Source organism: Luteibacter sp., assembly GCF_051958795.1.
Lineage (GTDB): Bacteria > Pseudomonadota > Gammaproteobacteria > Xanthomonadales > Rhodanobacteraceae > Luteibacter.
On sequence record NZ_JBQCFT010000015.1, the window covers coordinates 1 to 13,080 of the forward strand.

8 protein-coding genes are annotated in these 13,080 nt (G+C 66.4%); 1 reads left to right on the plus strand and 7 read right to left on the minus strand.

The features are described 5' to 3' along the window. The 7 genes from ACTHLF_RS01075 to ACTHLF_RS01105 form a co-directional block, all read right to left on the minus strand. On the minus strand, positions 1 to 650 hold a 650-nt coding region (locus ACTHLF_RS01075; protein WP_440324073.1), incomplete at its 3' end, for a sulfotransferase family protein. A 36-nt stretch (positions 651 to 686) separates the two neighbouring features. After that, on the minus strand, positions 687 to 1,694 hold the full coding sequence (locus ACTHLF_RS01080; protein ID WP_440324075.1) for a LacI family DNA-binding transcriptional regulator: 1,008 nt from the start codon (positions 1,692 to 1,694) through the stop codon (positions 687 to 689). Positions 1,695 to 1,704: 10 nt separating this feature from the next. Then, positions 1,705 to 4,413, minus strand: a complete 2,709-nt coding sequence (locus ACTHLF_RS01085; protein ID WP_440324077.1) for a glycosyl hydrolase 2 galactose-binding domain-containing protein — start codon at positions 4,411 to 4,413, stop codon at positions 1,705 to 1,707. Positions 4,414 to 4,417: 4 nt separating this feature from the next. Beyond that, entirely contained in the window at positions 4,418 to 5,779 is a 1,362-nt protein-coding gene (locus ACTHLF_RS01090; RefSeq protein ID WP_440324079.1) for an APC family permease, read from the minus strand. Positions 5,780 to 5,787: 8 nt separating this feature from the next. Continuing rightward, complete coding sequence (locus ACTHLF_RS01095; RefSeq protein ID WP_440324081.1) at positions 5,788 to 8,964, minus strand: TonB-dependent receptor; 3,177 nt, start codon at positions 8,962 to 8,964, stop codon at positions 5,788 to 5,790. A 141-nt stretch (positions 8,965 to 9,105) separates the two neighbouring features. Further along, positions 9,106 to 11,442 (minus strand): beta-N-acetylhexosaminidase, encoded by a 2,337-nt coding sequence (locus ACTHLF_RS01100; RefSeq protein WP_440324083.1) that lies wholly within the window; start codon positions 11,440 to 11,442, stop codon positions 9,106 to 9,108. After that, positions 11,439 to 12,443: a glucokinase gene (locus ACTHLF_RS01105; protein ID WP_440324085.1), complete on the minus strand. Its 1,005-nt coding sequence runs from the start codon at positions 12,441 to 12,443 to the stop codon at positions 11,439 to 11,441. The genes ACTHLF_RS01100 and ACTHLF_RS01105 overlap by 4 nt, the downstream gene beginning before the upstream one ends. Positions 12,444 to 12,690: 247 nt before the next feature. On the opposite strand from ACTHLF_RS01105, the gene ACTHLF_RS01110 reads away from it, so the two are divergent. Further along, positions 12,691 to 13,080: hypothetical protein (locus tag ACTHLF_RS01110; protein ID WP_440324087.1), on the plus strand; the 390-nt coding region annotated here is incomplete at its 3' end.

Sequence of the window (13,080 nt, forward strand, 5' to 3'; positions counted from 1 at the left end):
TGTTCGAACCACGGTTCGCCGAGGAACCGATAGACCGCACGCATCGCCGTTTCCGGGTCGCGCACGAGCGTCTCGTAGGTCAGCAGCAGGAGATGGTCGCGGGCGTGCTCGCCATAGAACGCCTCTTTCGTCGCCTGGTAGGCGAAGCCGACCATGCCGCGCGGATCGGTGAGCGCCTCGACCCGCGAGTAAACGGTGGTGTTCGTGTCGTAGCGGAAGACCTTGCTCACGCTGACCGGTTGCTTCAGCACCAGCCGCTCCATGCTGTCGAGCACCCACGCCAGCTGGCGAACGCAGGCGATGACCTTCACCCCGGGGAACAGCGTGTTGAGCAGGCCCATCCGGCTGCACCACAGGCGGCTCATGTCGAAGATGGCTTCGGGGCGGGTATCGACCGAGTAGAAGTTCTCGACCAGGCCGCGCAGCAGGGCGACGCGCTGCTCATCCGAGACATCGAACGCGAAATCGTTACGGCTGCTGGCCTCGGCGACGACCACGCCCATGATGTCGGCGACGGGGCTGGTCATGCCGGCGCGGAAGCGCGGGTTCTGGTTGAGGATGGCGGCGAGCAGCGTGGTGCCCGCGCGCGGCAGCCCGGAGATGAAGTGGAACCGGCGCTGGGGTTTCGGGGCATCTGGCGTCGCGGACATGCAGTGCTTCCTTGGGGCGGTGGTGGTTGCCGTGGATCAGCGGGCGGGCGCCGTGGAGGCGCGCAGGCGCATCTGGTAGTCGACCTCGACCATACGCGGTTCGCCCTTGCCGAGCAGGCCGAGCAGCAGCTCTTCGGTGGCGCGCTTGCCCATGTCGCGGACGGGCTGGTGCACCGTGGTGAGCAACGGCCAGACCTGCGTGGCGATGGTGGTGTCGTCGAAACCGCAGATGGAGACGTCGCCGGGAACGGAGACACCCGCCTCGGCGGCCGCCCAGATGGCGCCGACGGCCATGTCGTCGTCGGCGGCGAAGATGGCCGTGGGCCGTTGCTTCAGGCGCAGCAACTGGCGGGCGGCGTTCACGCCGGACTCGAAGGAGAAGCGGCCCTGCACCATGTAGTCGGCGCGCTCCTCGAGCCCGGCACGCTTGAGTCCATCGCGGAAACCGGCCAGGCGCCACACGCCAGCGCCATGCTTCGGGTCGCCGATGATGTGGGCGATGCGCCGGTGCCCCAGCTCGACGAGGTGCGCGACCATGGCCGCGGCGGCCTCGCGTTCGCGCAGGATCACGCCCGCGATGCCTTTCGGCTTGCGCGGCGCAATCGATGTGAAGGGAAGCTCCGAAGCGCGCAGGTGGGCAAGCAGCGCGGCATGGTCGGTAATCGGTGGCGTAAGGACCAGCCCATCGGGCCGGTGCCGCCAGAGGATGCCCTCGACGCGCTCCATGAAATCCGGCGCCGTCGAATCGAGCGGCTGCACCATCATGCTGTACTGGTGTGCCTCGCAGGCCTCCTGCACGCCGGCCTGAACCTCCATGACATAGCTCGGCGAAAGGTTGTCGTAGAGCAGCCCGATCATGAAGGACCGGTTGGAGGCGAGGCTGCGCGCCGAGGTGAGCGGCCGGTAGTTCAGTTCGGCGACGGCAGCCATCACGCGTTCGCGCACTTCCTTGCGCACGCCCGGTTCCTGGTTGAGCACGCGTGAGACGGTCTTCTTCGACGTATCGGACGCACGAGCCACATCGTTGATGGTCACGCGCGACATGAAGGCCTCTTCAATGCTTCGTTCCCTGGGTGACTCCCGCCGTGAACTGCTCCACGGGGGCGTTCCAACCGGCCACCTCGACCACCGTGCCGGCCGTACCCTGCGCCGGATAGCGCGCGGTCAGCACGATGGATTCGCCCGGCCAGAGCGTGAGGTCATTGTCAGTCCACCTCACGGGCAGCGCAAGCTCACCCTTCGCCCCGCGACGGATCGAGAGATGTTCCTGGATCGCCGCCCCTGCCGAGGACGCCGGCACGGAGAGCGTCACGGTGGTGACGTCTTCCTTACCCTCGCGCACCGTGGAAGCATGCACCTCGCGGGAGGCCCTGGGCATCGAGGCCAGTGCGGTGAAGTCGCCATATTGCGTGAGCGGCGTGAGGTACCAGTTCGACTTCGCCCAGTCGAGCTTGTCCGCACGCGTGGAGAGCCAGTAGACGTTGCGGCTCACCGGTTTGCCATCGGACGCGGCCAGGTCCAGTTCGACGAAATGCACCGGCGACAGGTTAGCCACCGCGGGAAGTTCGGACACGGTCTGCGCATGGTTGCCCGCGAGCTCGATGCCCTGCACCTGCTTCTCGAAGCGCACGCTGCCGTCGAGGTTGCGCACGCGCACCGTCGCCTGCAGCGCATGCCGTGCGTCCAGCGTGTGGTTCACCACCACGATGGCGCGGGAATCGTACGAGTACTGGATGTGGACCGGTTCGTTGGCCTTCTTCGCGCCGTAATACGCGCCGGCCGGGTTCATGTAGTAATCGTAGAGATGCCAGTGCAGCGAAGGCCAGGCATTGTTGAGCATCCAGTAGATGACGCCCGTCGACGGGTTGGCGGCACCCATGTGCGCGTTGAACGCCTCGAACTGGGCGCGCACGTTGTCGTAGTTATCCAGCTGGGCCTTGGCAACGTAATCGGCGAGTCCCGTCGGTGCGCCATAACGCTTCGCGAGCGCGGTATCGAAGGGCGTGAGCACGGCGAACGTCGACCAGTCCGCGGACGCGTGGTACTGCCTGGCCTCGGGGTACTTCCATAAGGCCTCCTGCTCTTGCACCGAGAGCATCCGCTGCACATCCTCGAGGCGCGGGATGACCGCACCCGCGCTCACTTCCGAATCGAAGCCAAACGCACCGCCCAGCTTGTCGGCGTACCAGTAGGACGGCGGGATCCAGTCGTACGGCCCGGCCATCTTCATGCCGGACGGGCCCGCCTCGGCCGTGCCCTCGGCCACCGCCGCGGAGATGACCGGTAGCGACCAGTCCTCGGCGCGCAGGGTGTCGGCGTACATCTTCGAAAGCGCGGGCGGCGGCGCATGGTCGCTGCCGATGTAGAAGCCGATCACCGAGGGATGGTTGCGGAGCAGTCGCGCTTCGCTGGCCATGGAGGCCTGCGCCACGCGCATGTCCGCGTCGTTCCACGGCTGGCCGCCGGTCTTCGCCGCGGCCTCCCACTTGGAGCAGCACTCCCAGCCAGCCAGCACGAGGATGCCGTGGCGATCGGCCAGCTCGTAGAAACGATCGTTCTCGAGCTTGCCTTCGCTGCGGATGGTATTGATCCCGAGGTTCACGACATAGCTGAACTCGGCCTCCATCCGCGCGGGGTCGTCGCGCAGGAACATGTCGGGTGCCCAGCCGCCGCCGCGGATCAGCAGGGGCTGGCCATTGATGGTGAACTGCCGGTAGCCCTGGCGGGTGAGGCTGGACTCGACGCGGCGTACGCCAAAGTGCGTGGCCGCGCGATCCGAAGGCGCGCCGTCGACGCTCGCGGTCACCGCCATGCTGTACAGCGGATGGTCGCCCATCCCGATCGGCCACCAGATCGTCGGGTTATCCAGCGTCACGGCCGGCGCGGAACTGCCGGCAAGCGAGACGATTTTCACTTCGCCCGGGCCGAGATGGACCGTCTGCTGGATCGGCTTGTCGGCTACCGTGCCCGACACCGTCGCATCATGGGCCACGCTATCCAGGTTGGTCGCGGTGACCTTCACCGCCAGCGTCGCCTGCTTCAGGTCCGCCGAGAGGGTGGTCTGCACGAGCGGCGCGCTCAGGGCCACCGGGCCGGTCTGCACGATATCGACGCCACGCCACGGGCCCATGTTGTTGTCCGGCGGCGTGGGATTCCAGTCGACCCAGCCGATGGAGAGGCTCATCCGCGGATCGCCGGGATACACCTTCAGGGCCACGGCATTGGCGCCGCCGTGCACCCAGCGCGTCACGTCGATGTCGTGCACCGGGTACGCGCCCGCGACGTCCGCGTGGTCGGCTACCTGTTGCCCGTTCACCCACACATCCGCGCTGGCGATGATGCCGTTGGTGCGCAGCAGCGTGTGTCGCGACGCGGAGGGCTTTGCGAGGGTGAATCCCGCGCGATACCACCACGGCGTCACGAACAGGTTGCCGCTGGCATCCGGCACCTGCACCGCGCGCAGGTTGTCGCTGTGGAACACGTCGAACTTGAAGGCGTCGTTCTCCAGCAGGCCGGCCATGACGGTGGCGCGGCCGGTCACGGGATACCACTCCTTCGTGGCGAAGCCCGCCTCGGATATCGCGGCACCAGCTTCCTGGGCCTTCGACGTGTCCTGGATCTGCCAGTGCGCGATCGGCGTCAGGGTGCCCGCGTCTGCCGCGACGCGGGTGTCGGCATAGGTGGTACGGGCTATGGCGGCCGGTACGGCGCCAAGGCTCATCATGGCGGCCGCGACGACGGCGGCCCGGGCTGCGATGGGCATGGTGCTAGGGCTCCCCGATGGCGGTGCGGTGGGTTTCGATAGGGGCGAAAGGCCATGCCGCGTTGACGCGCGCCCAGAGCATGAACACCACGACCCCGGCGACGATCCAGGCGCCCGACAGTAGCAGCGACAAGGTCGACGCGGAGATGTAGACGTAGATCCAGCCGACCAGCGCGATGATGCAGGGCACCGGGTAAAGCCACTGCCGGTACGGCCGCGTGAGATCCGGCCGGCGCCGGCGCAACACGACGAGCGCGACCACCTGGGCCAGCGACTGCACCAGGATGGTCGCGGTGAGCAGCATGTTGATGACCTCGGTCAGGTCGAAGAACGTGCCGATGGCCGTGACGAGGCCCATGGTCAGGAGGGCGACGTGCGGAAAGCCATCCCGCGCGTGCAGCCGGCCGAAGGTGGAAAGGAAGACCTTGTCCCGGGCCGCCTCGAACGGCACGCGCGAGCCGCCCAGCAGCCCGGTGAAAACGGAGGCGAGGGCGGTGACGATGATGAGCGTGGTCATGACCGCCGCCGCCGCATGGCCCCAGCTGCGCTCGACCACCAACGAGGCGATCGATTTGGAATGGGCGATCTCCTGCCACGGCGCCACGCCCAGCACGCTGATGTTGAGCAGAAGGTAGATCACCATCATCGCCATGATCGAGATGATGATGGAGCGCGGCATCGTCCGGCCCGGATCGCGCAGCTCGTCGCCGATATACGCCGTCGTGTTGTAGCCCAGGTAGTCGTACACGCCAATGATGAGGCCCGCGCCCAGGCCGGCGAAGAAGCGTGGACCGAAAGCGTCAGGCGGGAAGTCGAACGCCAGGCTGGCGTTGAAGTGCGAGAAGCCCGCGGCCGCCACACCGATGATCGAGATGAGCATGATCACCCACAGGGCCACCGTGATCACGCGGACCGATTCGATCCGGCGATACAGCAACCACGTGACAAGGCCCGTCGCCGCGATGCCGACCAGGTGCGACGGCCACCAGCCCATGTTGGGGAAGAAGAACTGCAGGTACTCGACCATGCCGATGATGCCCGTGGACATCAGCAGCGGGATGGCGAGCAACATGGTCCAGATAAACAGGAACGGCATGAGCTTGCCGGTGCGCTCCTGGAAGGCCTCGCGCAGGTACACATAGGTACCGCCGGAGCCCGGCATGGCCGCACCGAGTTCCGCCCACACCAGGCCATCGGCCATCGCGAGCAACGCACCGACGATCCAACCGACGATGGCCTGGGGTCCCCCCATCGCCGCCACCATCAGGGGGATGGTGATGAAGGGACCGATGCCGCACATCTGCGTCATGTTGATGGCGGTTCCGGAGAACACGCCGATCGAACGGTGGAACTGTCGCTCACTCATGGTTTTTCCTACCACTGGCCGCGGATGCCGAACATGAACATGCGCTCGGAGAACGTCGAGTGCCCCGGCTGGTTCGGGAAGACCAGATAGTACTTCTGGTACTCGTTGGTCAGGTTGGTGCCGTTGAGGAACACTTCCAGCTGCTTGGCGAACTTGTACGAGATCGAGGCATCGATGTACTTCTGCGGCGCCTCGTACATCTCCAGCCCGGTGATGCCACCCACGCTGTCCATCACCGCGCGGCGCGACCGGTAGTTGTACGCCACGCGCGCCTGGAAGCGGTCATCCTGGTACCAGAGGATGAAGTTGCCGGACTTGGTGGAGTTGTCCTGGAACGGGATCTTCTTGCCGGCCAGGTCCTTCTCGCCCGAATTGCTCGGCGCGTACGTGGCGTTCACCTCCATGCCCGTCTTCGAGAAGATGCCCGGGAGGAAGGTGAAGGCCTGGCGGTAGTCGAACTCCGCGCCCTTGATGTTGTTGCCCGTGCCCTGGACCGGCTGGGTGATGACGATGCAGTGGTCGCGCACCACGCCATCCTCGTCGGGCAGGGTGCAGTTGGTCACGCTGCCGTTCTTGATGAAGCTATCCACGTTGATGCGGAACAGTGCCAGGCTGACCATGCTCGACGGGTTGATGTACCACTCGGCCGACGCGCCGAAGTTGGTGGAACGCCAGGGGTCGAGGTTCGGGTTGCCTGATGACGTACCGTTCGACACGCGGAACACCGGGCCGTCGGGCGTCTCGGACAGGGAGTAGTTCAGCTGCAGGCCACCGGCCCAGGTGCTCAGGTCGAGCGGCATCATGTTTTTCGAGTACGCCAGGCGGACCTTTACGCTGTCCGTCACATCCAGTGCGAAGTTCGCCGAAGGCAGGATGTCCTGGTAGCGCCGCTTGGTGATATCCCTGCCCACGTCTTCTGGCTCGTCGCCGTAGGCGCCTGGGTCGCCCGTGAGGTGCTGGGTCACGTCGAGATGGCTACGGATAACCCGCACGCCGACGTTACCGCTGTAGGTCATGTCACCGATCGTGCCGTTGAAGTCGCCCTGCAGGTACCCGGTGAGCTCCTTGAGTCGCACGCCCCAGGTGGTACCTGGCTCGCCCACGCTTACGGTATCGGGGTACAGCGACTTCCAGTAATCCTCGGGGTTCTTCATCGCATTCGGGTCGACCGCCCAGAAATCGATGCCAGAGCCGAGCAGGTTGTTATAGGCCTTGAAGTTGTCCGCGAGCGGCGCGGCGGTCTTCGGCATCGAGAGGGCCGACAACGGACCCGCACGGAAGTAGCCGAGATCGTTGCCGGCGGTACACGAACCGCTGTTCAACACCACGTCGGCACCCACGTAGCGCACCAGGCAGCCACCCGGATCGCTTGCACCCATACCGGCATACACCGGCACTTCGAACGTGTAGCCCTTGTTGTCCGCCGAACGGATGCTGTTGCGCACACCGAACTTCAGCTTGAAGCCATCGTTGAAGTCGAACTTGCCGTCGAAACGCAAGGCGTTGAGGGCCACCTTGCGGTCGTAGTTGCCCGAAGACTCAAGCGTCTTGAACGTCCACGCATTCGGGTCGGCGAAGGCTGCGGCCAGCTCGGCGGGTGTTCCGATCTTGAGGTACCGCCCGCGGAAGTCCGCCGTGATGGGTATCGTGTTCTGCGGGATGCCCGTGGGGTTGAAGACGCGGTTGCCGCCCAGCTCGGCGGGGTAGACCATCGTCCCGGGCGGAACCGCATCATCCGGCACGCCATCCATCAGCACGTTGGGCCACAACGCGCCATCCGAATCGGAAATATTGACGTCGGTTTCCTGCAGATGCTGCGATGCGGTGTCGTGGATTCCGCGCAGGCTCGCGGTGAACGGGCCGCCATCGTCGTAATCCAGCTGGAGGTTGAAGTTCTTCGCGACGGAGAACTTGCGGATCATCGACGAGTACGACTCCACGTCGCCGGGCCACTTCTGGTAGACCTGCGTCGTGTACAGGTTCGAGCCTTCCCAGCCCGGCTCGGGCGTGCCGTACGAGCCGAGCGCCGGGCGGCCGGTATCCTGCGACTGGAGCGGGACGTACGTCGCGCCCTGCCAGTTGGTGGAGTTGAACTGGACGCCGACGTTGCGGTTGAACTCGTGCTGCTGCGAGTAGAAGTAATCGCTGGTCAGGCTGAAGCCGTTGCCGATGTCGAACTGGAACGAGGCGTTGCCCGACTTGCGCTTGCGCTCGGTGATGATCTGGTTGATGCCGAAGTTCTGGCTGCCCATGAACACGCCGTTGGACTTGCCGTCTCCATTGACGTCGACGCTGCCGTCGGCGTTCTGCACGATCTGCGAAGGGATGGGCGCGCCGTTCCACGGGGTGAGGAAGCCGTTGTAGCCGCCCGCGCTCGCCGCGTTCTCGCCGTTGAAGACCACGCCGTACTGGTCCAGGCCCTCGGTGGAGTTCATGCGCCGGGTATCGGAGTAGTCGCCGGACACCAGGAAACCCCAGCGGCCGTTGTCGTTGTACGAGAACAGGCCGTTGGCCTCGGGCCCGGTGTGCTTCGTCGTCGAGCCGCGCTCGCCGTTGGCCGAGTAGCTATAGGTGAAGCCGGAGGGGAGATCCCATGGGCGGTAGGTGTGCAGGTCGATCGCACCGCTGATGCCCGCATCGGTTTCATCCGCGGTGGCGGACTTGACCACGTCCGCGCCGTGGAACAGGGTCGACGGCAGCATGCTGAAGTCGGGTTGCTGGGAGTCGATCTGGTCGGCGGTGATGAACACCTCGCCGTTGAGCATGGTGCCGACCTGCGGCAGGCCGCGTACGTCGACCGAGGTGCCCACGCCCGCATCGCGGTTGATCTGCACGCCGGTGATGCGCTGGAGCGAATCGGTGATCGTGGTGTCGGGCAGCGCGCCGATGTTTTCAGCGGTGATGCTGTCCTGGATCTTGTCGGCGTCGCGCTTCACGTCGATCGCCTTCATCTGCGATGCGCGCACGCCGGTGACCGTGACTGCCGACAGGTCCACGGCGTTCTTGTCGTCGCCCTTCTTCGCAGCCGGCGGAGGCGGCGTGGCCTGGGTGGTCGTGGCCTGGGCGGGTTGTCCGTCCTGTTGCACGTCGAAGAACGTGGAGGCCCTGGCCGGTGCGGTCGCGACCGCCAGCAGGGTAAGCGTGATAGCGAACGACAAGGGATGCTTGCGAAGTGCTGTGGACATGGCCGTGACCTCGTGACTGTTGCCTGTCGGAACCCAGGAACCCTGCTTGCGAAAACGCGTGATGCCCGGCGGCTCCGTCATGGCGCGCGCCGTTGCGATGCTGTCTTCTTCCCAACCCGCGATGCGCCCCTGCGCGCCGCCTTACCTTGAAAACGAAACCTTCCCCAGCGCCCACTGCCCCTCGCGTGGGTCACCCGTAGCCACCAAGCACAGCGCCTGCGCACCCGCGGCCACCGGCGCGGGGAGTGTTACCTCCGCGTGCACCTGCCCAGCGGATGGCGGCAGCGGCAGCGCGGCGACCTGCGGGCCACTACAGCTGGTCGCATGAATTTCGATGACGTCGTTCGCGCCGTGGCGCTCGCGGACGGTCGCGTCGCGGGCCTCGTCGCCGTAGCGCCAGGGCAGCCGTTCCGCGGTCACGCTGACGCGCGTGGCGCCATCGATGTTTGCGTCCGGCCACATCCAGCACGCGTTGCCGATCTCGACGGCGTAAACCGGGCTCGTGCCCCGTGCTGGCCTGGTGCCTTGCAGCCGTGATGGCGGCTCGCCCGAGCAGGTCTTGAGCGCGGTGCTATCGCGGCTCAGCAGCGCCGAGTCATCCAGCGTTCGTGAGCGTGGCGCGGCGAGCTCGCTTCCGTCGGCCGCAAACGTCGCTGCCTTGAGTGTGGTCCCTGCGGGCAGGGTGAGCGGCTGCGTATAGCGCGCGGAGCGGGCACTGGGCGCCGTGCCGTCGCGGGTGTAGCGGATCTCGCCGCTCTCGACCTGGTTGGCCAGAGCCACGCGGAAGGCTCCGTTCGCCGCGCGTGATACATCGAAGGTCGGCGCGTAGGCCGTGTCCGCCGCGGCGATGCCCAGGGCGCGGTAGCGCGCCAGTTCGGCGGGCAGGCGCCCGAGGAAACCCTGCCAGTCGTGCGCGGCGGCGGGTGACCAGCCGAGTTCCGCCAGCGCGGCGATCCGCGGGTAAGTGGCGTGCTGGTGGTTCGCGAAGGTCTGCAACTGCTCGGCCCACAGGCCGGCCTGCACGCCGATGACGTGCGTTGCCTCGGCGGCCGTGGCGCCTGGCGGTATGACCGGCGCGTCATAGGCCTGGCGCAGCGTGACTTCCGGCGGCGGGCCAGCCCACTCGTCCGGGTGGTTCGACTGCAGGTGATCGAAATAGAGCGATTCCTGCGGCGTCATGACCACCTCGTGGCCCTGGCGCAGGGCGGCGAGCGCGACACGCTCGTTGTGATCCCCGTGCCAGGACATCACGACCTGTGCTTTCGGCAGGGCGACGCCAGCGTCCACTTCGTCATCCCAGCCCACCGGCGTGCGCCCGTGTGCGACCAGGTAGTTGGCCACCTGCTCCATGAACCAGCCTTGCAGCTCGTCCATGCTGGCGAGCTTCAGGGCCTTCATCTGCGCGTTGACCTCGGGTGATGCATTCCACTGCTGCTTGTCCGCCTCATCGCCCCCGATGGAGACGTAGCGCGAGGGGAACAGGTGCATGACTTCGTCCATGACATCCTGGACGAAGTGCAGCGTCTTCGCGTTCGGGTTGAGCAGCCAGGGGCTGACGCCCCATGCGGTCCATACCGGCGGCCGCTTGCCGGTCACGCCAAGCCACGGATAAGCGGAGATGGCCGCCTGCGAATGCCCGGGCAGGTCGATCTCCGGCACGATATCGACCTGCCGTTCGGCCGCATAGCGCACGATGGCGCTGATCTCTTCGGCCGAATACGTCTTGCAGTAGGGCTTGTCGCGCCCGCCCGTAACCTCGGCGTCGTTGCCGACGGCGTCACGGCATGCGCCCTTCGTGGCCAGTTCCGGATACTTCGGCATGGGTAGCCGCCAGCCCTGGTCATCCGTGATGTGCCAGACCAGGACATTGAGCTTGTCGAGCGACATCCCGTCGATCAGCTGCCTGATCTCGTCGGCGCTCTGGTAGTGCCGGCTGGAATCGAGCAGCAGGGCGCGCCATGCGAAGCGCGGGTGATCCTCGATGCTGCCGTACGGTACGCGTGCGACGGCGCCGCGCTTCCAGCCGGGCGGTGTAAGGAGTTGCCACACCGTCACGCCGCCGTAGAACGCACCGCGTTCCGTGCGTGCGGTGACGACGATGCCGTCCTTGCCGATGGTGACGGCGTAGCCCTCGTCACCGACGACGGCCGCGTCGGGGCGGATATCGAACGTGACCGCTGCTTTGGCGTCGCCGCCTGTCGACTTCCGCAGCGATAGTCCCCGCACGCTGGCGATGCGCCTGGTGAAGTTATCCACGATGGCGCGCATGCCGGCGGTGTCGGGGCCATGCACCGCCACGACGGCGTTATTGGCCACCTCGACGACGCCTGTGCCCGCGGGCTTCGCTACGGCTGGTGTGGGCAGGAGTGACCAGGTGGCCGGCACGGCGTCCGCCGCCCACGCGCCGGCCGCGGATAAGCCGATCGCAACCACCAGCACCGCCCGGCGCAGACGCTGCAGGGGCGCGCCCGGCCTCATGCGGCGGCGCCCTCGGCGGTCGCGGAGCGGGTCGCTGCCCACTGGCGCATGTACCAGCGCGCGGCACCCTGCACGCCGTGGCAACCGTGCTCCGTCACCCACACCGGCACCTGGGCCAGCAGGCCGCGGACGCTGCGGCCGTGCAGGAAGCGTTCTTCAAACGCGCTGTGCTTCAGCAGGTCGAAGATGGAGGAGAGAAAGCCACCGGCGAGGAAGACCCCGCCGGTCGGCATGTACGTCATGGCAACGTTGCCGGTGAAGCTGCCCAGCGCCGCGCAGAACAGCGCGACCGCCTCCACGGCGTGCGGGCTGTCAGCCGCCGCGGCGGCCGCGGTGACCGCCTTCGGCGTAGCCAGCGACGACACTTCGCCATCCAGCGCACACAGCGCTTCGTAAATCGTGAGAAGGCCGGGCCCCGAGACGATGTGCTCGACGGGTACGTAGCCACCTTCCGGCGCGAGCCACGCGAGTACCTCGCGTTCGCGAAGGGAATGGGGCGCGAAGTCCATCTGCCCGGCTTCCGTGGTCAGCACCACGCCGCTGCTGGCACCGGGCACATAGGCCGCCGCGCCCAGCCCCGTGCCGGGTCCGACCACCAGCGATGGGCCCGGCCCGCGCGTGGATGGACCGCACAGGTGCCGGCCACTCGCGGCCAGCGGCCCTTCGATGGCGTAGGCCAGGGCTTCGAAATCATTGAGTACCGCGACCTCGGTGAGGCCGAGCGACGCGCGCAGGGTGTCGACGCGGACGGGCCAGGGGAGGTTGTCGTTCGCCACCTCGTCACCGATGACCTGGCCGGCACACGCCAGTACGCAATGCGAAACCGGGACACGGACCTCGTCGTCGATGAACGCCTTGAGCAGATCGGTGAGCGACGCGAAAGCCGCGCAGGGATACACGCGATAGGCAATCGTCTCAATGTCGCCCGGCCGTTCGTCGGCCGCGCGCACGAGCGCAACGTGGCCGTTCGTACCGCCGATATCGCCCGCAAGAAAGAGCATCCCCGCTTTCCCCACCGCGCTCGCCCCAAGGGTGAATCACCCCGTCCGAAGGTGCCCCCGCACCGGACTCGTCATCAGGGTGTAACGGGACTGACACCGGTGTCAAGTCACGCCGCAGCAGGGCGTGTGGCGACCTAAATTCTCATGAGAAGGATCTCATTTGATAAATAACTCAATAAGTTAGCTATTTACATCGACACCGATGGCCTGCATGCTCCGCCCTTCGACCACGGAGAACGGAATGTTGGTGAAGTTGCTGGCCACGATGGCCATGGCTGTTGCGCTGGGTGCTTGTGCGGACAAGCCCGTGGCGCCGTTTGCGAGTGCGCCGTTCTCCGTCGCTCGGAAGGGGAATGCCATCAGCATCCCCTTCACTGTCGGTCCGTTCGCCGAGTTCGGATACCGCTACATGCTTGCGCTCAAGTATGAGCGTCCTGAGCGAGACGACCCCGTTGCTTTGCTGTCGGGCACATCGACCGAAGGCACGCTCCGCCTGCGCGTGAAACTGGTTCGTATCGAGCGTGGGCAGGAACACGTCGTTGCCATCAACGATCACGCCACGGTGACCTACGACGCAGCAAAGGCGACGTACTGCCACGGTGAAAGCATGGCCACCCGTGGATCCGACGTTGCCAAC

Bases quoted from the DNA above. Each gene is read 5' to 3' on its own strand.
- ACTHLF_RS01090 (WP_440324079.1), bottom strand. From the start codon at position 5,779: ATGAGTGAGCGACAGTTCCACCGTTCGATCGGCGTGTTCTCCGGAACC.
- ACTHLF_RS01095 (WP_440324081.1), bottom strand. From the start codon at position 8,964: ATGTCCACAGCACTTCGCAAGCATCCCTTGTCGTTCGCTATCACGCTT.
- ACTHLF_RS01080 (WP_440324075.1), bottom strand. From the start codon at position 1,694: ATGTCGCGCGTGACCATCAACGATGTGGCTCGTGCGTCCGATACGTCG.
- ACTHLF_RS01085 (WP_440324077.1), bottom strand. From the start codon at position 4,413: ATGCCCATCGCAGCCCGGGCCGCCGTCGTCGCGGCCGCCATGATGAGC.
- ACTHLF_RS01105 (WP_440324085.1), bottom strand. From the start codon at position 12,443: ATGCTCTTTCTTGCGGGCGATATCGGCGGTACGAACGGCCACGTTGCG.
- ACTHLF_RS01100 (WP_440324083.1), bottom strand. From the start codon at position 11,442: ATGAGGCCGGGCGCGCCCCTGCAGCGTCTGCGCCGGGCGGTGCTGGTG.